Annotated in this window: 16 protein-coding genes; all 16 read right to left on the reverse strand. The window is 72.3% G+C overall.

What is annotated here, in order from left to right:
* Positions 1–3 precede the first annotated feature (3 nt).
* On the reverse strand, positions 4–1,287 hold the full coding sequence (locus GPA10_RS29235) for a DUF4910 domain-containing protein (RefSeq protein ID WP_343041440.1): 1,284 nt from the start codon (positions 1,285–1,287) through the stop codon (positions 4–6).
* Positions 1,275–2,300 (reverse strand): NAD-dependent epimerase/dehydratase family protein, encoded by a 1,026-nt coding sequence (locus GPA10_RS29240; protein WP_058849008.1) that lies wholly within the window; start codon positions 2,298–2,300, stop codon positions 1,275–1,277. The genes GPA10_RS29235 and GPA10_RS29240 overlap by 13 nt, the downstream gene beginning before the upstream one ends.
* 3 nt (positions 2,301–2,303) lie before the next feature.
* Entirely contained in the window at positions 2,304–2,951 is a 648-nt protein-coding gene (locus tag GPA10_RS29245) for a PIG-L deacetylase family protein (protein ID WP_058849009.1), read from the reverse strand.
* The gene (locus tag GPA10_RS29250; RefSeq protein WP_058849010.1) at positions 2,948–3,775 is read right to left on the reverse strand and encodes a sugar phosphate nucleotidyltransferase; all 828 of its coding nucleotides are present in this window, start codon (positions 3,773–3,775) and stop codon (positions 2,948–2,950) included. Before GPA10_RS29250 ends, GPA10_RS29245 begins: the two co-directional genes overlap by 4 nt.
* Positions 3,772–5,034 (reverse strand): class I SAM-dependent methyltransferase, encoded by a 1,263-nt coding sequence (locus GPA10_RS29255; protein WP_157168124.1) that lies wholly within the window; start codon positions 5,032–5,034, stop codon positions 3,772–3,774. Before GPA10_RS29255 ends, GPA10_RS29250 begins: the two co-directional genes overlap by 4 nt.
* Positions 5,031–6,308, reverse strand: coding sequence for a glycosyltransferase (locus tag GPA10_RS29260; RefSeq protein ID WP_157168201.1), 1,278 nt, complete (start codon positions 6,306–6,308; stop codon positions 5,031–5,033). The genes GPA10_RS29255 and GPA10_RS29260 overlap by 4 nt, the downstream gene beginning before the upstream one ends.
* Positions 6,309–6,406: 98 nt before the next feature.
* Complete coding sequence (locus tag GPA10_RS29265) at positions 6,407–7,726, reverse strand: O-antigen ligase domain-containing protein (RefSeq protein WP_157168202.1); 1,320 nt, start codon at positions 7,724–7,726, stop codon at positions 6,407–6,409.
* Between the two features lies 1 nt (position 7,727).
* A complete protein-coding gene (locus GPA10_RS29270; protein ID WP_343041441.1) occupies positions 7,728–9,263 on the reverse strand; it encodes a right-handed parallel beta-helix repeat-containing protein in 1,536 nt (511 codons plus the stop codon).
* A 31-nt stretch (positions 9,264–9,294) separates the two neighbouring features.
* Positions 9,295–11,271: a heparinase II/III family protein gene (locus GPA10_RS29275; protein ID WP_157168125.1), complete on the reverse strand. Its 1,977-nt coding sequence runs from the start codon at positions 11,269–11,271 to the stop codon at positions 9,295–9,297.
* On the reverse strand, positions 11,268–13,478 hold the full coding sequence (locus tag GPA10_RS29280) for a bi-domain-containing oxidoreductase (RefSeq protein WP_343041442.1): 2,211 nt from the start codon (positions 13,476–13,478) through the stop codon (positions 11,268–11,270). Before GPA10_RS29280 ends, GPA10_RS29275 begins: the two co-directional genes overlap by 4 nt.
* A gap of 19 nt (positions 13,479–13,497) precedes the next feature.
* Positions 13,498–15,432: an asparagine synthase (glutamine-hydrolyzing) gene (gene asnB, locus GPA10_RS29285; RefSeq protein ID WP_157168126.1), complete on the reverse strand. Its 1,935-nt coding sequence runs from the start codon at positions 15,430–15,432 to the stop codon at positions 13,498–13,500.
* A gap of 3 nt (positions 15,433–15,435) precedes the next feature.
* Positions 15,436–16,959 carry a Wzz/FepE/Etk N-terminal domain-containing protein gene (locus tag GPA10_RS29290; protein ID WP_157168127.1) on the reverse strand — a complete coding sequence of 508 codons (1,524 nt, stop codon included), beginning with the start codon at positions 16,957–16,959 and terminating at the stop codon, positions 15,436–15,438.
* Positions 16,956–18,323, reverse strand: coding sequence for a Wzz/FepE/Etk N-terminal domain-containing protein (locus tag GPA10_RS29295; RefSeq protein ID WP_157168128.1), 1,368 nt, complete (start codon positions 18,321–18,323; stop codon positions 16,956–16,958). The genes GPA10_RS29290 and GPA10_RS29295 overlap by 4 nt, the downstream gene beginning before the upstream one ends.
* Positions 18,320–19,585, reverse strand: a complete 1,266-nt coding sequence (locus tag GPA10_RS29300) for a glycosyltransferase family 4 protein (RefSeq protein WP_157168129.1) — start codon at positions 19,583–19,585, stop codon at positions 18,320–18,322. The genes GPA10_RS29295 and GPA10_RS29300 overlap by 4 nt, the downstream gene beginning before the upstream one ends.
* Positions 19,575–20,891: a nucleotide sugar dehydrogenase gene (locus GPA10_RS29305; RefSeq protein WP_058849020.1), complete on the reverse strand. Its 1,317-nt coding sequence runs from the start codon at positions 20,889–20,891 to the stop codon at positions 19,575–19,577. The genes GPA10_RS29300 and GPA10_RS29305 overlap by 11 nt, the downstream gene beginning before the upstream one ends.
* 73 nt (positions 20,892–20,964) lie before the next feature.
* On the reverse strand, positions 20,965–22,443 hold the full coding sequence (locus tag GPA10_RS29310; protein WP_343041443.1) for a sugar transferase: 1,479 nt from the start codon (positions 22,441–22,443) through the stop codon (positions 20,965–20,967).
* Between the last annotated feature and the right edge of the window lie 664 nt (positions 22,444–23,107).

Genomic DNA, 23,107 nt, shown 5'->3' on the forward strand with positions numbered 1-23,107 from the left:
TGGTCATTCCTTGATCAGCCCGGCGTCGTGCAGGGCGTCCGCCGCGGCGGCGACGGTCGCGAACGGCAGCCCGGACCGCTCGGCGACGTCGAGCAGACCGTGCTCGCCGTCGGAGAGGCTGAGCACCCACAGCATCGCCATCTGGGCCTGCTTCGCGTCGCTGCGGCCACCGAGCGAGTCGTACAGCCCCCTGCGCCCCAACTGCGGCTCGCCGTAGGGGCTGAGGTTCACGTACCGCCGGTTGCGGTCGAGCACGCCGAACGCCTCGCGGCAGACGGCGAGCGTATCCGTCATCGCCTCCGGGGAGACGAAGTCCGGGTTGTCCGCCGACGTGTGGTACTCGGGGTACCCGGCGTAGGGGGTCCGGCTGAGCGAGCCCACTCCGAGGTCGAAACCCGGCGAGCAGTACTGCCGCTCGTCGTATCCGTACGGGGTGAACTCGGTGACCCGGTGCGGGCGTTCGGAGGCGGCGAGGACGTGCCGCAGGACCCGGTCGATCTCCGCGTCGCCGCGCCTGCTCTGCTTGTACGTCAGCTGCCCCGAGTCCCCGGCGCAGGCGAGCACGAGCCCGTGCTTGACCCGCTCGATCCGCTCCGCGTTGCGGGCCAGCCACGTGATCGCCCCGATGGTGCCGGGCGCGTAGACGAACCGGTAGGTGTAGTACGGGGATTCCTCGGCGAGCGCCCGCGCCAGGTACGTCGCCACCGCGATCCCGGCGAGGTTGTCGTTGGCCAGCGACGGGTGGCAGACGTGGCAGGAGACGATCACCTCGTCGGGCACCCGCCCCGGGACGACGTGCTCGGCGTAGGTGAGGTGCCCGTCCTTGAGGGTGGAGTCGATCCGCACCTCGTAGTCGCCTTCGGGCAGCGCGTCCAGGGTGTCCTGCGCCAGGCAGAACCCCCACTCCGGCTTGTAGTAGCTGGTGCGGTACGGCACCCAGGACGGACGATCCGGCAGGGTGTGCAGATGGGCGCGCAGCTCCGCCAGCGGCATGGTCCGCGCCACCGGCACGCTGTAGCCGAGGACGTGCAGGCTGGACGCGGCGAAGTCGACGACGCGGTTGCCCGCGCCGTCGGCGACGTAGGCGTCCCGGATGTTCCACTCCTGCGGGACCGTCCAGTCGAGGACCTGCGTCCCGGTCGGCACCTCGTGCACCTGGAGCGGAACGTACTCGCCGACGATGTCCAGGGTGGCGCGCACCCCGTCGCCCGTGATGCTCCGGCAGAGCGGGTACAACCGCTCCACCAGGGCGTGCATCTCCTCGCCCGCCGAGGTCATCGGCGCCACCGCAGGGTGTCGTCGACGGCCCCGGCCTCGGACGCCGCGCGCAGCACGGCGAGGCGGGTGAAGCGGTCCTCGAAGTCCTCCCGGGTCAACCCGTGCTCGCGGTAGGCGTCGGCGAGTTCGACCGCCCCCCGCGCGACCGTCCACTCGCAGTCGAAGCCGGGGATCGCCGCGCGGAACCGGGAGAAGTCCACCCGGTAGGACCGCGGGTCGGCCCCCGTCTCGCCGGTGATGACCACCTTGGCGCCCGCCACCGCGTCGGCTACCTGCTCGGCGATCTCGGCGACGGTGACGTTGTTGGCCTCGCTGCCGATGTTGAACGCCCGGTCGTGCACCGCCTCACGGGGCGCGGTCAGCGCGGCCGTGAAGGCCCGCGCGATGTCGGCGGCGTGCACCAGCGGGCGCCAGGGCGTGCCGTCGGAGAGCACGAGGACCTCGCCGGAGAGCAGCGCGTGGCCCACCAGGTTGTTGAGGACGATGTCGGCGCGCAGCCGCGGCGAGTAGCCGAAGGCGGTCGCGTTGCGCATGAACACCGGGGTGAAGTCGTCGTCGGCCAGGTCGTGCAGGTCGTCCTCGACCCGCACCTTGGACTCCGCGTACGGGGTCACGGGACGCAGCGGGGCGTCCTCGCCCACCAGCTCCTCGCCGCCCGCGGCCCCGTACACCGAGCACGTCGACGCGTACAGGAAGCGCCGCACCCCGGCCTCCCTGGCGAGCCGGGCGAGCGTGACCGACGCGTGGTGGTTGATGTCGTAGGTGAGGTCCGGCGCGAGGGCGCCCAGCGGGTCGTTGGACAGCGCGGCCAGGTGGATCACGGCGTCCACCCCGGCCACGTGCTCGGCGGTGACGTCCCGCAGGTCCACCCGGTGCCCCGGCGGGTCCGCGGGCGCGGGGCCGAGGACGCAGTCGGCGAACAGGCCGGAGTCGAGACCGACGACCTCGTGCCCGGCGGCGGCGAGGACCGGGGCCATCACGGTGCCCAGGTAGCCCTGGTGGCCGGTCAGCAGTACGCGCATGGTTCAGTTCCCCAGGTTCAGAGTGAGTTTGGTGACGGCGAACGCCTCGGCGTAGCGCGCCTGGCATTCGATTCCGCGGATCCGGGCGAGGCCGAGGAAGGCCTCCCGGTCGTACCAGGGCCGGTGCCGCTGTGAGGGGTAGTGCTCCTGGAGCAGCCGCACCTTCTCTTCGGCGGTCTCCGGCGACAGCGGCTGGTACGCCACCGGGCGGCCGAGGTCGCCGTCCCACTTGACGATCTCGTAGCCGAGTACGAGGTGGTCGCGGAACGCGGTGGTCATCAGCTGCGCCAGGCCGCGGTGGTCCTGGTGCGCGTCGTCGGTGCGCGGGGCGAGGATCAGGTCGGGGTCGGTCCGCTCGCGCAGCTCCTCGACCGCGGCCTTGGCCTCCTCCCAGTGCGCCGGCATCCGGCCGTCCGGCAGCTTGAGGACGGTCAGGCGCAGGTCGGCGCCGGGGCAGAAGGCGGCGAGCGCGGCCTGCTCCTCCTGCTCGCGCTCGCTGCCGCCGCCGGAGAGCACCAGCGCGTCGACGCGCAGGCCCGGCCGGGCCGTGCACAGCGCGAGGAGGGTGCCGCCCGCGCCGATGGCGATGTCGTCGCAGTGCGCGCCCACCGCGGCGATCCGGTCCAGGCGCGCGGCCCCGAGCCCGATCACGCGCGCGCTCCCGCGGTGTCCCCGCGGCCGGCCGCGCCCGCCCCGGCGGCGTCCCGTTCCCACACGGCCCACGGGCGGTCGCCCACCGCGTACGCGGCGTCCAGCGCGGCGCGCTCCTTCACGGTGTCGGTAGGCTTCCAGAAGCCGCGGTGCTGGTGCGCCACGAGCCGTCCGCGCTTGGCCAGTTGGGCGCAGCCGTCGGCGACCAGGTCCCCGTTCTCGGGGATGTGGTCGAAGACCTCCTGGCGGAGCACGAAGTAGCCGCCGTTCTCCCACAGCGGCAGCTCGCTCACCGCGGTGATGCCGCCCACCAGGCCGTCCTCGCCCAGCTCCACGCAGTGGAACGAGGACTGCGGCGGCACCACCATCATCGACGCGCCCGCGTCACGCCGGGAGAAGGAGTCGATCATCTCCGGCAGCGGGGCGTCGGTGAGCACGTCCGCGTAGTTGGCGAGGAACATCTCGTCGCCGTCCAAGTGGTGCCGCACCCGGCGCAGGCGCTCCCCGATCGGCGACTCGATGCCGGTCTGGGCGAACGTGATCGTCCAGTCGGCGATGTCGGTGGAGAGCAGCTCGGTCTGCCCGCCGCGCAGCACGAAGTCGTTGGACGTGGTCTCCTCGTAGTGCAGGAAGAAGTCCTTGATGTGGTGGGCGCCGTAGCCGAGGCACAGGATGAACTCCTTGTGCCCGAAGTGCGCGTAGTAGCGCATGACGTGCCAGATCAGCGGGCGCGGGCCGACCATCGCCATCGGCTTGGGCACGTCGTCGGACGCGCCGCTGCGCATCCGCATCCCGTAACCGCCGCAGAACAGGACGACCTTCATGCTGTGACCTCTCTCACGCCATCGGTCTCGACGATGCTCAGTTCCGGGATGGGGAAGACCAGGCGGCCGCCCCACTCGTGCACGAAGGACAGCTGCTCGACCAGCTCGGTCCGCAGGTTCCACGGCAGGACGAGCACATAGTCCGGCTTGTCGGCGGCTATCTGCTCGGGCGGCAGGATCGGGACGCGGGTGCCCGGCGTGAACCTGCCGTGCTTGTAGGGGTTGCGGTCGACCGTGTACGCGAGCAGGTCGGGGCGGATGCCGCAGTGGTTGAGCAGGGTGTTGCCCTTGCCGGGGGCGCCGTAGCCGACGACGGTCTCGCCGCGTTCGGCCGCCCCGACGAGGAACTTGAGGAGGTCCCGGCGCACCTTGGCCACGCGGGCGGAGAACTCCGTGTACCCGGACAGCTCCTGGAGCCCGGCGGCCTTCTCCCGCGCCAGTACGTCGGTGACCTGCCGGGACGGCTCGCCCGCCACCTCGGCGGGGCGGGCCCACAGCCGGATGGAGCCGCCGTGCGTGGGCAGCAACTCGACGTCCACGAGCGTGAGTCCGCCGCTCGCGAGGGCCCGGATCGCGGACGCCACCGTGTAGTACTGGAAGTGCTCGTGGTAGATCGTGTCGTACTGGTTCTCCTCGATCAGGGTCAGCAGGTGCTGCACCTCGATGGAGACCCAGCCGTCGTCGGCGACCAGGGCGCGCAGCCCCTTGGTGAAGCCGACCACGTCGGGGATGTGCGCGTACACGTTGTTCGCCACGACCAGGTTCGCGGGGCCGTGTTCGGCGCGGACGGCCGCGCCGGTGTCCGGGTCGAGGAACTTCGTGAGCGTGGGGACGCCCGCCTTGCGTGCCGCGGCGCCGACGTTCACCGACGGCTCGATGCCGAGGCAGCGGATCCTGCGCTCCACGACGTGCCGCAGCAGGTAGCCGTCGTTGCTGGCGACCTCCACCACGAAGGCGGCGGAGCCGTCGGCGCCGAGCCCGACCCGCTCGACGGCGTCGGCGACGAACGTGCGCGCGTGCTCCACCCAGGAGGTGGAGAAGGAGGAGAAGTACGCGTACTCGCTGAACGTCTCCTCCGGCGTGATCAGCGGCGGGATCTGCGCGAGCCAGCAGTCCGTGCAGACCCGCAGGTGCAGCGGGTACGTCGGCTCCGCCCTGTCCAGTTGGTCCGCGGCGAGAAAGCTCTCGCACGGCGGGGTCGCCCCCAGGTCGACGACGCTCGCCAGCGCCGTCGAGTCGCAGAGTCGGCATCGTGTCATCTACGTCCCCCATTTCTGCTCGCGCGGTGCCCCCACCGCGAGCCTGTGCTTCCATCCCCTGCCGGCGGCGGGACGTCCCCGCCGCCGGACCGACCCGCGATCGCGGTGCGGTACCCGTCCGTCAGGCGCTCAAGGCCGACAGCCGGGCTGAAACCCTTCTCGTAACGGAGCCGGGCCGCCTGGCCGAGCTCCCGGTTGCGTACCGGATCGGCCACGATCCGGCGCAGACAGGACGCGAGCGACGCCGCGTCCTCCGGCCGGTGGAGCAGGCCGGTCACCCCGTCGTCGACGAGTTCGACGAAGGCGCCGTGGGCGGCGGCGACGGCCGGTACCGCGGCCGCCATGGCCTCCGCGACCACCAGGCCGAACGTCTCCTTGGCCATCGAGGGAGCCACCACGGCGACCGATCGCGCTACGGCGTCCCGGCTCTGGACCGGGTCGTACAGGCCGACGAACCGCACGTCGTCGCGGCCCGCGGCCCAGGCCCGCACCTGAGCCTCCAGCGGCCCCGCCCCGGCGAGCACGAGCGGCACGCCGATCCCGCCGTCCGCCGCGATCAGATCCCACGCGGCCATGAGCAGCGGTATGCCCTTGGTCTCCGCGAGCCGGCCGAGGAACAGCAGGTGTTCGCCGTCGCCCACGCGGCGGGCGCCCGGGTCCGGCACGAAGTTGTGCTTCACCGCGAGGCGCTCGGCCGGCATGCCGGACCGCACCAGGATGTCGCGCTGCGCCCCCGAGATGCAGAAGAACCGCTCCACGCCGGACCACCACCGGCGCCGGTTGACCGCCATGCTGAGGGCGAGCGGCACCGTCGCGAGACGGGAGTTGCGGTAGCAGCCGTGCCGGACGGCGGGCAGCGCCGTCCTCGACCCGACGCACTCGGTGCACTGCCGGCCGTCGCGGTGCAGCGTGCCCGGCGGGCACACCTGCGTGTAGTTGTGCAGCGTGGCGACGGCGGGCACACCGGCGTCGGCGCAGGCGGCGACCACCGCGGGCGACAGGAGCGGGAAGACGTTGTGGATGTGCACCACGTCCGGCCGCTCGGCGCGCAGATGGGCGGCGAGCTCCGTGCGGACCTTCGGGTTCCACGGCACGAGCAGCGGCACCGCGGCCTTGCCGGGCAGGGACCGCGCGGCGATGTCGTCGCTGCGCCGCTCGAACACGTCGACGCGGTGACCGGCCGCGCGCAGCAGCGCCACCTCCTCGTCGACGACTCTGTTCTCGCCGCTCGGCTGCGTCGAGGAGTAGCGGTTGTGCACCACGAGTACGTGCAGATCGCGCGTGCTGTGCGCGTCGCGTGTGCGGTGCGAGTCGCGTGTGCCGTGCGAGTCGTGCGTGCTGTGCGAGTCGTGCGTGCCGTGCATGCTTGAGGTCACCTCCGGGCCCATCTCGGGATACGTCGTCCAGGGACTGCGGCCGCCGAGAGGGACGGGGCCCCGGCAGGGGCCGCCGCGGATGGCTCGGTGGGCACCGCGAGGAGCGCGGCGGCCAGGGCCAGGTGCAGCAGATACGGCGAGGCGTCGCCGAGGCCCGCCTCGGTGTACGAGGAGATCGCGCAGTAGCTGATCAGGAAGATCGCGCAGGCCCGCGGCAGCGACGGCGGCCGCAGCAGCGCGACACCGCCGAGAGCGACGATCATCAGCGCCACGAGGGTGACACCGATCAGGCCCTGCTCGTGGTAGACGGCCAGCCAGCTGTTGTCGATGGGCAGGCCGCCGAAGGACTTGTCGCTCAGGCCCACGCCGAACACCTTCTCGCCGGTCGACCGGGGCGCCGCGAGGAGGGCGTCCCAGACCTTGGCCCGGCCGGTGAGGTTGGAGAGGCTCTCCTGGTCCTGTCCGCGCAGGAACCACGCCTGCACCGCGGAGGCGAACACCACAGCGGCGACCGTGGCGCACAGCACCGTCCAGGCGAAGAACCGGCGGGCGGCGGCACTGGTCAGGACGAGCGAGCCGATGGCCAGCGTCAGGCCGACGAGCAGACCGACCGTGGCCGTACGGGTGTGGGTCAGCGCGAGCAGGACGAGCGAGACCACGATGACCAGGGCGGCGCTGCGCCCGGTGGTCCTGCGGCCGAGCAGGAGCAGCACGGTGAGCCCGATGATCACCGCCGAGTACTGTCCGATCTGCGGCGGGGTGAGCGGCCACAGCGCGCCCACGAGGCGCCCGCCGTAGTACTCGGGCATCGCCGTGCCCGGCGCGACGATCAGTCCCGCGGCCACCAGGACGAGCACCGCGAAGTACATCCGGATGTGGTACCGGACGAACGTCAGACCGCCGTCCCACCAGCGGCTGAGCAGCCACAGCGTGCCGACGAAGAGGGCGAGGCGGAAGCAGCGGAACAGCGCGCCGTACCCGACCTCCAGATTCGCGCTGGCGATCACGCTCGGCACGAGCAGCAGGGTGAGCAGGAACACGAAGGCGCTCGGCCTGATCCGCAGCCGCAGGTTGAGCACGAGCGCCAGCGCGAACGCGGACACCAGGGCGCCCATGGTGGCCATCTGGATGAGGGAGCGGGGCAGCGGGACGACGGTCTTCGCTCCGGCGGAGCCCAGCGTGTTGAGGCCGAGCAGCGCCCAGGCGATCCCCACGGCCTTGGGCGTGCCGCCGGGGTGTGCCGCGGCGGCGGGCCGGGCGCCCGCCACGTCCGGACTGCCCGGCGGCGGCCCGGCGTAGCGCAGGTCTCCGCTCATCTCACTCACCGGCCTGTGCGTCGAAGGTGCTGCCCTCGTCCTGGTGGTAGGGCGTGCTCTGCCACCGCCCGGCGTCGAGCTTGCGGCTGGTGTCCCCGGCGACGAAGTTCCACGGTCCGCGGTAGACGTTGCCGTGCCAGCGGTTGCGCTGCTCGTGCGTGATCGCCTCGGCCACCCGCTTGCCCTTGTACGGCGACCAGTCCGGATAGGTGCCGTAGTTGGCGAGGACCGCCATGCGGCCGCACTCGTCCGTGCACTTGACGACCCTCGGGTCCAGGACGAAGCGGTTGTCGTGGATGTCCACCCGCTGGGTCTTCCACCGGCAGTCGGAGTAGAGCGGAGCGGAGGCGATCGCGGGACGCTTGCAGCGGGCGGTGTCCCGCACCAGCAACGTGCAGTAGCCGGTGGAGGTGTTGGCCGGGCTGTTGCAGAACCGGTCGGCGTTCTCCCACAGGGTGATCCCGTTCCAGTTGTTCTCGAAGACGTTCCGGTAGATCTCGACCTTGTCCGTGCGGGCCCGGATCCGTGGCTCGCCGCCCGCCTCGGACACATAGACGGTCGCGTACGGGAAGTCGTCGCCCCGGTCGGCGTTCCTGCGGCCCTCGACCCAGTTGTTGCGCCGGATCGTGTTGTTCCGGACGATCGCGTTGTAACTGGTCTCGTACATCAGCGCGGCACCGTCGTTGGCTTCGATGACGTTCTTCTCGATGCGGAAGTCGTTGTTGTTGTTGTCCGCCCACAGCCCGGCCCCGCGGTTGTCGTGCACCCAGTTGCCGCGGACCTCGGCTCCGTTCACGGCCCAGAACTTGACGCCTCCGGTGCAGCCGCAGCCCGGCCGCCGCCGCTCCCAGCCGTCGGTGTTGTTGCCCACGATCTCGTTGCGCTCGACGACCAGGTCCTTGATGGAGTCCCCGGTCTTGTACGCGTTCATCCCGTACTGCCCGTTGTCGCGCAGGCAGTTGGAGCGGACCCGCTGCCGGGCACCGGCCATCAGACCGGCACCGGAGTTGTACTGGATCTTCGAGTGCTCGATCACCCATCCGTCGGCCATGTCGTGGTTGACCACGCCCTCGTTGTGCGGCGCGACGAATCGCTGCACGGTCAGATGGCGGATGGTGACGTCACGGGCGGTGCCGCTGAACGCGTACTGGTTGACCTTCCGGCCGTCGAGCACGGCGCCGGGCGCGCCGAGGTAGCGGTTCCCCTTCTTCGGCTCGACCTGGGCGTAGCGGTCGGGGTCGAGCCTGTGCTTGCCGGGGCGGAGCCAGAACGTGGTGTGCGGAGGGTTCTTCCTGGTCTTCGCGGCCAGGTCGCCGACCACCGCGGGGTCGACCGGCACCGCGCCCGCCGGTGCCTTCGCGGGCCCGGCGGCGGGCGCGGCGCACATCCGGGCCACGGAGGCGGCGGGCGCCCCGGACGAGGGCGTACCCGTCGACCCCGCCGGGGAGTCCGACGTGCCCGTACAGCCGGTCGCCGCCAGCAGGACCGCCGCCAGCGGTGCCGCCGGCAGGCCCCACCGCCGCCACTTGAATCCCACGGGTTCTCCCCCCCTCTCCCTCTGGTGCTCTCTAGCCGCGGAACCCGAGTACGGTGGTGAACCCCTGTGCGCCGCCGGTGAATCCGGTGCCGACCAGCGTCGTGGTGGGTTCCTTGCGCCCGAAGCCGGGGGAGTACCAGCCGAGCGGCGGCCCCGTCTCGCCCCGGTGCGCCCGCCAGCTCAGCTCCCCGGGCAGGTCGAGCACCGCGGCGCGGTCCTCGCCGTCCCTGGCCCAGGTCAGCGCCGCCCGGTTCCCCGCCAGGTCCGCGGTGACGGTCGGCCCGAGGTGGAACGCCAGGCGCACGGCCCGGCGCGGGCCGCGCACCTCGTCGAGGACGCGCACCTCCCGGCTCGCGGCGACCAGCTCCACCTGGCGGCGGTGCACGGCGTCCTGATAGCCGTCGTGCTCGGCACGCCAGCAGGACGTCCCGCCGTCCGCCGCGCCGGTGGTGTCCGCGACCAGGACGCGGCTGCGGGCGTGCCGCGTCCACAGGAACGGCCCGCCGGAGACGGACTGGTCGGTGCCGTCGAGCTCCAGGGTGTTGTGGCCGAGGGTCGACCGGAAGTACTGCCGCCACTCGGGCTCCCCGTGGTAGCAGAACGTCCCGGGGTCGGCGAGCACGTCGACCCCGTCGTGCCGCACCTCCACGGACAACGCGTCCGCGTGGGCGTGCGCGGCGATCGACAGGAAGCCGTGCGGGCCGCCGTCGCAGCGGCACCAGATCTCCCCGGGCCCGCGCAGGATGGTCATGCCCGCGTCGCCGAAGTGGGCGGGCCTGCTCGCCGGGCGGGACACCGCGGGCGCGGTGCCGTTCCTCCCGTACGGCCGGATCAGCGCGGCGAGCAGCGGGGTGCGCACATCGGTGCCGGTCGCCCGCGGCCACCAGGCGAGCCGCCCGAACACGGCGTCACCGGTGGCGAGGAGCGAGCCCCAGCGGTCGGTGCCCGCGCCGTCCACGACCAGACCGTGCCCGTCGTCCGCGTCCCCCTGGCGCGGCGGCCGCAGCCGGTTGTCGACCACGGCCGCGAGCGCGTCGCACATGCGCAGCAGCACGAGCCGGACGGACGCGGGGACCGGGACCCGCGCGGCATCCGCCTCGGCCAGCGCGGCCAGACCGAGTTCGAGGACCAGTCCGTGGTACTCGGTGGCCAGCTCGCGGTTGAGGCCCGAACGGAAGGTGTTGTTCCGTAACTGCCGTTCCAGGGACCGCAGCGCGTCGGCCCGCCAGCGCCCCGAAGCGGGGAACCACCCGAACGCGCAGGCCGCGGCGAACTGCCCGGCGGCCTCGGCGACGACGTGGTTGTTCGCCGATGACCCCCGGCTGGGGAACGCGGCGAGCCAGCGCTGGTGGTGCCAGATCTGCGTCCGCGCCACCGGGTTGTCCTCGAAGAGCGAGGCCGCGCCCGGCCAGCCGTCGAGCAGACGGCGGATCCACACCCACGAAAGGAGACGGATGCCCAGCTCGATGCCGCTGATCCAGTGCACGCCGCGCAGCGGCGGATTGGCCGCCCACCACGACCGCAGGTGCGCGGCCACACGCTCGGCGTACCGCTCGTCCCCGGTGACCGCGTAGGCGGCGGCCAGCACGGTGAGGTACTGGTGCCGGGACGGCTCCCAGATCTGCTTGATGTCACCGACCGCACCCTCGTCGCGGTACGGCACGTCGAAGGCGTAGCCCGACGGGGCCCGGCGGCCGGTCTTCGGGTCGTACCACCAGTCCGGGTCCGCCAGGTCGTCGCGGTCGACGCCGAAGAACTCGGCGTGCCCCGCGAGGAGCCGGTCCGCCTGTGCGACGAGGCGCTTCGCGGCGTCCGGCGGCACCGCGGCGATCGTCCCGGCGGGCAGGACCGCGGTGAACCGGGTACCGGTCACGGCAGGGACGGCCGGTTGCGCCGTCCGCCACCGGCGCCTGCGCACCGTGTCGCCCACCCGGCCGCCGACCTCCCGCGGCCGCATCCTGGAGAGCCGCCGCAGGTACCAGCCCGCGCTCCCCGATCGCACGGTCATCGGGCCTCCGCCAGCGTCACCGGTACGCCCGAGGACAGGCCCGCCCGCACGGCGAGCGTGGCCGCCGTGGTGGCGGCGAGCGACCGCAGCGGCACCGGCATCGGACCGCCGGTCCGCACGGCCTTGACGAACGAGGCGAGCTCGGCGTTCTGCCCCTTGTCGCGGGCCTTGGGCAGCCGCGAGCTGACCCACCGCCTGCGGCCGACCCCGCCGTCCGCGAACACCGAGGCACGCACGAAGTCGTCGAGCCGCAGCACCTTGCCGTCCGCGACGAGGTCCAGGGTCTCCTTGGGGTAGGAGGCCGCGCCGGTGGTGACGTAGCTGATGGCCGCGGTGGACCCGTCCGGGTAGCGCAGCACGACCTGGAGGTCCTCGTTGCCGGCCGGGGCGGTCGCGTACACCGACACCGGGTCGGCGCCGAGTAGCCAGCTCGCCGTGTCGATGAAGTGCCCGCCCTCGCCCGCGAACCGCGAGCCCTCGGTGCCCTGCTGGAGATACCAGCTGCCGTGCTGCAAGCGGCCCGCGTTGATCAGGTAGCGCAGGCTCGCCGGGCCCGTCCTGGCCCCGAACCGCTCCTTCGCCTCCTGGAGCAGCGGCGCGAACCGGCGGTTGAAGCCCACCTGAAGCCGGTCGTTGCCGGTCTCCGCCACCGTCGCGAGCACCCCCGCGAGCTCCTCCTCGGTGAGGGCCAGGGGCTTCTCCACGAACACGGCCTTGCCCGCTTCCAGCGCCTTGCGGGTCAGCTCGGCGTGCGAGCTGTGCCGGGTCACCACGAACACCGCGTCGACGGACTTGTCACCGAGGACGGCGTCGAGGTCGGTGGTGGCCTCCGCGAAACCGAACTTCCGCTTCGCGTTCGCCGCGGAGAGCGCCGTCGTCGTGACGACCGTCGACAGCTCCACGCCCTCGCGCCCGGCCAGGTGCGGAAGGAGCATCGACGTCGCGTAGTTCCCCGCGCCGACGAACGCGACGCGCACCGCGCCGGTGCGCCGGGCCGGTGCGGACGAGGTGCCGCCGCTCCGCACGGCGGGCACCGTCACCACCGGGGCCGCAGTCTCCGTGGCCTCCGCGGTCTCCTCGGTGTGCCCGGGGTACCGGAACAGCACCGCCACGGCCTTCAGGTCGCCGTCCTTCAGCCGCTGGTACGTCCCGACGGCGTCGTCGAAATCGGCGACGTGGGAGATCAGCGGCTCCACGTCGACCCGGCCGCGGGCGGCGAGGTCGAGGAAGCACGCCAGGTTGCGGCGCTCGGTCCAGCGCACATAGCCGATGGGGTAGTCGCGGCCCTGCAACTCGTACTCCGGGTCGTAGCGCCCGGGACCGTACGACCGCGAGAACCGGACGTCGAGCTCCTTCTCGTAGTACGCGTTCCACGGCAGGTCCAGGCGGCACTTGCCGATGTCGACGACCCGGCCGCGGTCCCGGCAGAGCCGGGCGGCCAGCTCGACGGGCTGATTGCTGCCGCCGCCCGCCGCCAGGTACACCTGGTCCACGCCGTGGCCGTCGGTGAGTGCGGCGACGGCGGTCTCCACGGCCGTGGATGAGGGATCACCGCAGGCCGCGGCGCCGAGCCGCTCCGCGAGCTCACAGCGCTTCGGGTCGGGGTCGGCGCCGACGACGCGGACGCCCGACGCGGCCAGGAGCTGCACCACCAGCTGCCCGATCAGGCCGAGGCCGATGACGAGGGCCACCTCGCCGAGCTGCGGCTCGCCCTGGCGGACGCCCTGCATCGCGATCGACCCGACGGTGCCGAAGGCCGCGTGCTGCGGCGCGAGGCCGTCCGGGACCGGGGCGTAGAGGTTCTTCGGCACCCAGTTCAGCTCGGCGTGCAGCGCGTGCTCGTTGCCCGCGCAGGCCACGAGGTCCCCGGCCTTCACGTCGTCGATCCCGGCGCCGACCTGCTCGACCACCCCGCACAGCGAGTAGCCGAGCGGCGTGTAGGAGTCCAGCTTGCCCATCACCTTGCGGTACGTCGCCGGAAGCCCGTTCGTGGCCACGCTCTGCGCGACCTTGGCCACCTGGTCGGGACGCGAACGGGCCTTGCCCACCATCGACATGCCGGCCTCGGAGACCTTCATCATCTCGGTCCCGGTGGATATCAGCGAGTAGGCGCTGCGCACCAGCACACCGCCGGGCTTGCAGCCCGGCACCGGCACGTCGAGCAGCGCCAGTTCGCCGCTCTTGTAGTTCTGTACGACCTGCTTCACCCGAACTCCTCTGAATTTCCTAAGCCGTCAACCGAGTGCTCTGGCCGGACCCAGAGGTCGCGCCGCGATACCAGTACTCGAGAGTCAGTACGTGCCACAGATGCTTGGAGAAGTCCCGCTGCCCGGCGGCGTCCTCGGCGACCATGCGCGCGAGCGCGTCCCGGCGCAGCAGCCCGGAGCCGACGAGCACCCCGTCGTGCACCACCTCGCGCACCAGCGGCGCCAGATCCCGGCTCATCCAGGCCCGCAGCGGGGCGCTGAACAGGCCCTTGGGCCGGTACACGATCTCCCGGGGCAGGACCGAGACGGCCGCCTCCTTCAGGACGGCCTTCCCCTGCCGTCCGACGATCTTGCGGTCGCCGGGCACGGCGAACGCCGCCTCGACCACGTCGACGTCCACGTACGGCACCCGGACCTCGGTCGACGCGGCCATGCTCGACCGGTCGGTGTACGCGAGGTTCAGGCCCGGCAGGAACATCCGGGCGTCGCCCAGGCACATGCGGTTGACGAAGTCGTCGAGGTCGTTGTCCTCGTAGACGTCCGCGTGCTCGGTCAGCACGTCCTCGACCGCCCCCGCCAGGTCCGGATCGACCAGGGCGAGCAGCTCGTCCTGGTCGTACATGGTGTAGCTGCGCCGGAACGCGGTCTCCTCCGGCAGCTCGGCGAAGGACAGGAACCGCTTCGCGAACCGCACCGACCGGTAGCCGCGGCGGGCCGTGGCGACCGGCAGCCGGTCCACGGCGCTCGACAGACCGCGCCGCAGGGGCCGCGGTACGCGCTGGTAGCGCAGCGCGAGCAGGTTCGCCAGATGCTTGCGGTACCCGGCGAACAGCTCGTCGGCCCCCATCCCCGACAGCATCACCTTCACCCCGGCCTCCCGGGCGGCCGAGCAGATCAGGAACGTGTTGATCGCCGCGGGGTCGCCGATCGGCTCGTCCAGGTGGTACGTCATCTCCGGGAGCAGGTCGAGCACGTTCGGGGCGATCTCGATCTCGTGCAGATCGACGCCGAACCGCCCCGCGACCTGCCGGGCGTAGCGCAGGTCGTCGGGCATCGCCTCGAACTTGGCGTCCTCGGCGCGGAACCCGATCGTGTACGCGGAGATCCCGGGCTGATGGCGGGCGGCGAGCGCGGTCAGATAGCTGGAGTCGAGACCGCCGGAGAGGAAGGTCGCCACGGGGACGTCGGACAGCATGTGCTGGCGCGTCGACTCCTCGACGACGGCGGCCAGGTCCGGCAGCGCACCGCTGCGGGCCCGCTCCCGGCCCGCGGCGGCGACGTCCTTCAGCCGCCAGTAACTGCCGCGCTCCTCCCGGCCGTCGGGCCGCAGCCGCAGCCAGCTCCCCGGCGGCAGCTTCTCCGCCTCGCGGAACGCGCAGCGCGAGTCCGGCACCCAGTAGTAGAGGAGCGAGGCCACGAGCGCCGCGTGGTCCACCTCCAGGGACCCGCCGGTCACCGCCGCGAGCGCCTTCAGCTCGGAGGCGAACACCAGGCCCGCGCCGCGCCGGAGCAGGAACAGCGGCTTGATGCCGAGCTGGTCGCGGGCGAGCACCAGCTCACCCGTGCGCTCGTCGAAGACCGCGAACGCGAACATGCCGCGCAGCCGGGGCAGACAGTCCGTGCCCCAGCGCCGCCAGGCCTCCAGGAGCACCTCGGTGTCGGAGGTGCCGCGGAACCGCACCCCCGCCGCGACCAGCTCGGCACGCAGCGCGGGCGCGTTGTACAGCTCACCGTTGTACGTGAGGGCGAGGCCGTCCGAGACCATCGGCTGGGCGCCCGTCTCGGACAGGTCGATGATGGCGAGACGGCGGTGCCCGAGGTGCACCTCGCCGTCACCGGCGGGGTGACTGTACCGGCCCGTCCCGTCCGGGCCCCGGTGGGCGAGGACGTCGGTGAGCCGGTCGGTCACCGCCTTTCCGTCCGGCCACCGGTAAGTGCCTGCGATGCCACACATGATCTACCGCGCCTCCTGGTCGCTGTTCGGGACCCGTGCGGCAGGCACCGACGGTCGTTCCGTACGCGGCTGCCCCGTCCCGTTCTGCCGGGCCGGCCGCTTGAAGGGGCCGCGCAGCGCGGTGTGCAGACCGTCCCAGAGGGTGCCGTCGGTCCTGTCCCGCGGATCGGGATCGACAAGCACCACACCGATCACGGGAATGCCGAGGTCCGCGAGCTGCCGCGCCACCGTGTGCAGCCATGCGGTGCTGCCGTGCCCGGCCTGGACGACGAGCACGGTCTGGGTGCCGAGGAACCGCAGGTCCGTCCACGCCGTGCCGGGCGCCACCGAGCCGACGCCGAGGCGCCGCCCCTGTCGCGGCACGGACTCGGCCTGCTCACCGCTGACCACGTCCGGGTCTCCCGGCTCCTTGCGGAGGTTCGTGAGCTGCGGCCCCGGCAGCCCGTCGACGATCTCCACCGCGCCGTCCGCCGCCAGGGCCCTCGCGACGTCCAGGGCGATCGCACCCGCGCTGTGCGCACAGCCCAGTTCGAGGAGCGACACCGGTTCCGACGAGCCGCGCACGGCGCGGGCCAGTGTCGCCGTGACCCTGGTCCGTTCCGCCCGGACCCGCCGGCGCCGCCACGGCACGACCGGGCGGCGGGACACCCGGCCGAGCTCCCCGATGACCGAGGCCCCCAGATTCCCCGCGATCTCCCGGCGCAGCACGGGACGGTCCGCCACCACCGTGCCGACGGCGGCGAGCGCGAGCCCGAGGACGAGCCCGAGGACGAGCCCGATCACCGCGCCGGTGGCGGCGGCCCTGGGCAGGGAGTGCTGCACCGCGCGCGCCGCGTCCACGATCTGCGTCCCGGCGACGAGCTGGGGCGTGCCGACGCGCGCCTCCTCGGCCCGCTGGTCGAAGTCGGCGATCCGCGAGGTGAGTTCGGCCCGGCGGGAGAACAGCGACTCGATGCTCGCCGAGGACTTCGGGTCGCTGTCCGGCGACCGGTTCCCGATCGACTTGTTGACCCGGACGAGTTCGTCCCGCATCCGGTCGCGCTGGTCGAGCAGGGCCTCGGCCTCGGCCTTCGCGGAGTCCCGCATCCGCCGCACATGGTCGGCGACGAACGCCTCGGCCAGCGCCCTGGCCCGCGCCACCGCTTGCGCGTCGGTGTCGGCCGTCACCTGGATCTGCAGCAGGTTGTTGGTCACACCGGTGCCCTGGTAGGTCCCCATGAAGTCCTCGGGCTTCTCGGAGGACTTCAGGGCTTCGAGGGCCTTGCCCGCGATCCGGGTGGTGCTGAGCAGCTCCACGTCGGTGCGGATGAGCGTGCCGGTGTCGTTCGGCTGGTCCGCCTTGTGCGCGACGAGGACCTTGGTCACCGCGGTCGGCGGGGGCGGCCGCAGGACCGCGAGGGCCGCGCCGACGAGGAACCCGACGAGCGCCAGGGACGTCCAGAGACGGCGGCGTCTGCGCACCGCCACAAGGAGTGCCCGCAGGTCCACCAGCGGAGCGCCCGCCGACGATTCCGTAGTCGTGCTCATGACTCGGAACCTCCCGTCGAGGGACCGCGCACCGCGAGCGCCAGCTTGGCGTTCTCCGGCGGCCGGGCGTCGGACCGCGCCGGACGGGCCCGGACCGTGTCGGCGACGACGATGCCGACGACCTCGTGTCTGCCGTCCGCGCACGCCCCGGCGACGGCGGCGAGCTCCGCGGCGGTCCAGTTGCCCGCGCTGATCACGACCAGGGCACCGGACTCGGCCTCGCGGTCCGGGACCATCGGCTGGGACACCGACACTTCCACCACCCGCAGTTGGGGGTCGCTCTTGGCCTCGGCGGCGAGCTGCCCGGCGGCCCGGAGCGCGACCTCGTCGCCCTCGGGTACGACGACGAGCAGGCGCCGCGGGGCCGGGAGCCGGTCCCGCAGGCGGGCGCACACCCGCCGGTAGCGGGTCCGTCTGCTCGTCTCGTCGCCGGAGCTCCGCGGCGCGGGCAGGTCCCACCGGGTGTCGAGGCCGAGGAACCGGCGGACCCCGGCCCGCGGACCACTGCCCCGCGGCCGGTCCGCTCCCCGTTCACCGGGCACGTCGACGGTGCCGATGAGCGCCGCGCCGAGAGCCGCCGCGATCTCCGGTTCGGTACGCGGCCGACGGTTGACCCGGGCGGCGCCCAGGTGCCCGATGACCGTGAGCACGAAGGACAACAGCGCCCCGCCGGCGACGAGTTGCGTCCGTGTCGGCGGCGCCTCGCCGGTCGGCCGGGGCGCGGGCCCCATGACGACCAGGCCCGCCCTCTCGGCCGCCGGGTCGGCCTCTTCCAGCTTCTTCATGGCCTCCGCCAGCTCGATGCGCAGCTTCTCGAGCGCGGTACGGGCCTGCACGCTCTCCACGGTCCGTCCCGGGTCGGCCGACTCGGCCAGGTCGGTGATGCGGCGGTTGGTCTCCTCCACCTTCCGCCGCAGGGCCTCTGGGCCCGTGGCGCCGCCGGAGTCGCTGCCGTCACCCGCGATCCGCGCGGTGAAGCCCACGAACTCCTTGGCGAGCCGGTCGGCGAGCTGCTGTGCGCGCTCCGGGGTCCCGGCCGTACCCGAGATCTTGAGGATGTTGCCTTCGGAGGCTGTGGCGCTCACCTTGCCCCGCAGCTCGCTGCCGCTGCCCGCCCAGCCGAGCGTGGCGGCGGCACGGTCGACCACCGACGAACTGGTGGCGATCTCGGCCTGCGTCAGCAGTTCCCGTTCCTCCCACTGTCCCGGCAGCAGCACCGACGCCGACGCCGTGTAACGCGGCGGGAACAGCACCGAGGCACCGAACCCGACGAGTGCGCCAAGGACGGCGATGGCGGCGAGCAGCCGCCAGCGCCGACGGAGGATCCGCCCGATCGTGACCAGGCGAATCGTGTCCTCGCTCAACCGCGCGGCCTCCAGCCTGTGCGGACCTGGCGGCCCGCCGCCACCGGAGTGCGGCCACGGCAGGCGGCGTCGTAGGCGGCGAGCAGCGCGGCTTGCGAGTTCCGCCAGGACAGCGGACCGCTGACCCGCTCCTGGCCGATCTTGCCCATCCGGGCCCGCTGCTCCGGGTCGTCGAGCAGCAGCGTGATGAGCCGGGCGAACTCGGCCTCGTCGTTGGCGGGCGCGTACACGGCGGCGTCACCGGCGGAGACGCGCGCCTCCCTGAGGTCGAACGAGACGATCGGGCGGCCCATCGCCATGTACTCGAGGACCTTGTTCATGGTGGACACGTCGTTGAGCGGATTGCGCGGGTCGGGGGAGAGGCACACATCCGCGGTGGACAGATAGCGGACCAGGTCCGCGTCCGGTATGCGCCCGGTGAACTCCACCTGCTCGGTGAGACCGAGCTGCCGGGACAGGTCCCTCATCGCGTCGAAGGCGTCGCCCGCGCCGACGAACACCGCGTGCCAGTCGCTCCGCCCGAGCTCGTCACGCAGCTTCGCCAGGGCCCGCAGGGCGTAGTCGACCCCGTCCTGCGGCCCCATGACACCCAGGTAGCAGAGCAGATGGGGCTTGCCGCGCTTCAAGTCCGGCTCGGGCGGCACGGGTTGGAACCGGTCGACCGCGGGCGCGCTGCGCACCACGAAGACATCGCCGGGCCGCTTGCCGCCACGGCTCACCGCGACGTCCCGGTAGCTCTCATTCGTGGCGATCACGATGTCGGCGGCCCGGTACGTCAGCCGTTCCAGGGCGCACACGGCGCGGTAGAGCAGGTCCTTGCCGCGGTCGAAGCGGGACAGGTACAGCTCGGGCACCAGGTCGTGCTGGTCGAAGACGAACCGTGCGCCGCGCCGTGTCAGCCACCGTGCCGGCAGGAACAGCAGATCCGGTGGATTGCAGGCGTGCACCACATGGACCGGGCCGACCCTGCGGGCGAGCCGGGCCGTGTGCCACAGCGCCGCTCCGTACTCCCGCAGATAGCCGGCCGGACCGCCGGTGGCCGCGCGCAACGGGTAGCGGTGGATCCGCACCCCGTCGATCACCGCCTCCGGCTCCGTGTCCCGCTTCGTACCGCGCGGGCAGATGACGTCCACCGTCCAGCCCGCGTCGCGCAGTGTCGTGCACTCCTGCCACACCCGCCGGTCGAAGGGCACCGACAGGTTCTCCACCAGGATCAGCGCGCGCCGGTTCGGCTTGTCGCTGTCTTCTGCATTACCAAGCAAGGCCCATGTACCCCGGTTCGGTCCGGCGCTTCTCGGCGTCGGGTAGGCGGATGAGATCGACAATCACTGGTCCGTCGCCGTGCGGCAGCGCCGCGAGGACGGCCGGATCCCTGGTCCCGACCAGGCACACCTCGGCGTGGTCGAGCACGTCGTCGACGGAGTCCGCGAGCAGCTGCGCGAGGTGCGGAAGGCGGGTCTCGATGTACTCGCGGTTCGCACCGATCAGGCGGGACAGGCTCACGTTGGCGTCGTGGATCTTCAGGTCGTAGCCCTTGCCGAAGAGCCGCTCCGCCAGTTCGACCAGCGGGCTCTCGCGGAGGTCGTCGGTGCCGGGCTTGAAGGAGAGACCGAACAGGCCCACCCGGCGCTTCCCGGTGCGCTCGACCAGCTCCACCGCGCGCTGCAGATGGTCGGCGTTGGAGGGCAGCACATGGGAGAGGATCGGCACCGAGATGTCGGCCCGCCGCGCCGCGTGGACCAGGCTGCGCAGGTCCTTGGGCAGGCAGGAGCCGCCGAAGGCGAAGCCGGGGCGCAGATAGGCGGGGCTGATGTTCAGCTTGCGGTCGGCCAGGAACACGTCCATCACCTGGTGCGAGTCGACGCCGAGCGCCTGGCACACCGCACCCAGCTCGTTCGCGAAGCCGATCTTGAGGCCGTGGAACGCGTTGTCCGCGTACTTGATGGCCTCGGCCGTCGGGACCGGCACCCGGAACACCTCGCCGGGCAGCCCCTCGTACAGCGCGAGGACCGCGTCGCCGCTCGCCGGGTCGAGTTCGCCGACGACGGTCTTGGGCGGGTCGAAGAAGTCCCGCACGCTGGTGCCCTCGCGCAGGAACTCCGGGTTGACCGCGACGCCGAAGTCCACCCCCGCGGTGCCGCCGACGTTCTTCTCCAGGATGGGCACCAGCAGATTCAGGCAGGTGCCGGGAAGCATGGTGCTGCGGAACACGACGGTCTGCCGCCCGCCCCGCTCGGCCAGGGCCTTGCCGATCTGCTCGGTGACCCGCTCCAGATACGTGGTGCACAGGGCGCCGTTGGGCTCCGACGGCGTGCCCACGCAGATGAGCGACACCTCACTGCCCATGATCGCCTCGCGGACGTCGGTGGTGGCGCGTAACGCCCCGGTCCGTACGACCTCGGCGGTGAGCTCGCCGATCCGCTCCTCGACCACCGGGGCCTTGCCGTCGTTGACCAGGTCGACCTTCACCTGGTTGACGTCCACCCCGATGACTTCGTGCCCCATGCTGGCCAGGCACGCGGCCGACACGCAGCCCACGTAGCCGAGCCCGAACACGCTGACTCTCATGACTCGTCCCTCCCCCCAGGCAGGCCCTTCGGGCCTGCGGTCCGTGTGCCGCCCGGTCGACGGATCGCGCACATCAGTAGGCCCCCTGACCGTGGATCACCGCACGCAGCGTCTTCCACAAGATCACTGTGTCCAGGGCGAGCGACCAGTCCTCGACGTACCGCAGGTCGAGGCGGACCGCCTCCTCCCACGGCAGGTCGCTGCGGCCGCTGATCTGCCACAGGCCGGTGAGCCCCGGCTTGACGAGCAGCCGCCGCCGGATGTCCGGACCGTACGCGGCGGACTCCTCCGGCAGCGGCGGCCGCGGGCCGACGAGCGACATCGATCCGGTGAGCACGTTGAAAAGCTGCGGGAGCTCGTCGAGCGAGTACCGGCGCAGGACCGCCCCCACCCGGGTCACCCGCGGATCACTGCGGAGCTTGAACAGCAGCCCCGCGCCCTCGTTGCGGTCGGCGAGCTCGGCACGTACCGCGTGCGCGTTGCTGACCATGGTGCGGAACTTGAAGATGGTGAACTCGCGGCCGTCCTTGCCGACCCTGCGCTGACGGTAGAGCGCCCCGCCGCGGCTGTCCACGAGCACCATCAGGCCCACCAGCACCATCAGCGGCGCAAAAAGAACCAGCAGGATCGCCGCGCCCAGCCGGTCGACGACGCCCTTGACGGCCCGGCGGCCCCCGGTGAAGGTCGGCATGCTGACCCGGAGCAGCGGGATCCCGAGTACCGCGTCGACGTGCAGCCGCGGCCCCGCCACCTCCATCAGCACGGGCGCCACGACCATCTCGGTGTCGCAGCCCTCCAGGTTCCAGGCGAGACGCTGCAGCCGGTCCGGCGACCAGTGCGGGTCCGGGGTGACCGCGAGGACCCGGTAGCCGTCGCGCTGCACATGGGTGGCGACGTCCGTCAGCCGCCCGACGACGGGAACACCGTCCAGCTGGTCACCGTCGACCCCGAGGCCGTCCGTCGTGCACACCGCGTCCACGCGCCAGCCGAGGTGCGGGAACTTGCGGGCACGGGCGATCAGGTCGCGCACGGTCTCCGGGCTCCCGGCGGCGAGCACCGGTCTCAGGCACCGCCCCTGGTTGCGGTGTCTGTGCAGGCGCAGGCGCAGCAGATACCGCGCCGTCATGGTGACGAGCGCGATCGCGGGGATCGCGACGAAGATCCAGAGCTTGATGTTGCGCGAGGTGAGGGCGATCCCACCCAGCGCCAGGACGACGGCCGCCATGAACAGGGACCGGCCGAGCCTGCGGAACTCCTCGGCGCCCTGGCCGAGCACGGCCGGGGCCCACGAACGGCTCACCGCGAGCGCCCCCAGGACGAGGATCTCGGTGCCGCACGCGAGGATCGTCCACTTCTCGTGCCAGTTGGCGGCGTCCCGGGCGCCGAAGAAGGAGCCGATCGACGCGACCACGAAGGCGGTGGCCACGGTGTCGCTGGTGATGACAGTACGGCGGTATCGCTGCTCCCAGTCGCTAGCGGGCCGGCTGACTCCTCCGTTCGTCAGACGCCCGCGCGCCGACGGAAACGGGCTGGCTAATTCCCCCTGCTGCACAGAACCCCCCCAGGTCGCCAGAGGTTGGCCGTGTTCGCCCAACCCTGTCCATCAGGGAGCCCCTCGCCCCCCGTGTCGCCCTGTTCCTCCCCCTCGGGAAGCCCCCGCCCCCCGCGCCGCGCCGCTCCTCCCCTCGGCAGGCCCGCGCCCTCCGCGCAGGCCTCCGGGATGATTGAGCGCACAGTGCAACTCGCCCTGACGGCACCCGACTTCGCGAGCACAGCCAAGATCGTGAGCTGCGTGGAAACCCCTCGAAACCTGGGTGTCCCCGCACCCGGTTCCCCCCTCCAGGGCCCCTGGAATCGACCACCCCCACGGTCGGCGCCCAAGACGTGACTCCTGGCTTTTCTCAGGCTCCGAACCAATAGATCATTATTTGTCGCTTCGTGTCCGCATAGCTGAAGCACGGTCAATTTAGACCATCGAGGCGGGTGTGTAGAGGGGGTGTGTGTAATTTGTGGTCAAGCTTTGAGACCCGGTACATCCAGCGGTTTCCGAGCGCGGCAGCTCCGCTGATGTGCATATGCCGCGTGACCTGGGGTTACGGGAGTTCCACGGGCAGTTGCGGCGGGCGTGCCCGGGGCGGCCAGAAGCTGGCAACTGGTTCCCGAGTCGCCCCTGTTGGGGGGAGCTGCTGGGGTGTGCGATGCGTAAGTTGCGGCTG

This window comes from Streptomyces typhae (assembly GCF_009755605.1).
Classification (GTDB): domain Bacteria; phylum Actinomycetota; class Actinomycetes; order Streptomycetales; family Streptomycetaceae; genus Streptomyces; species Streptomyces typhae.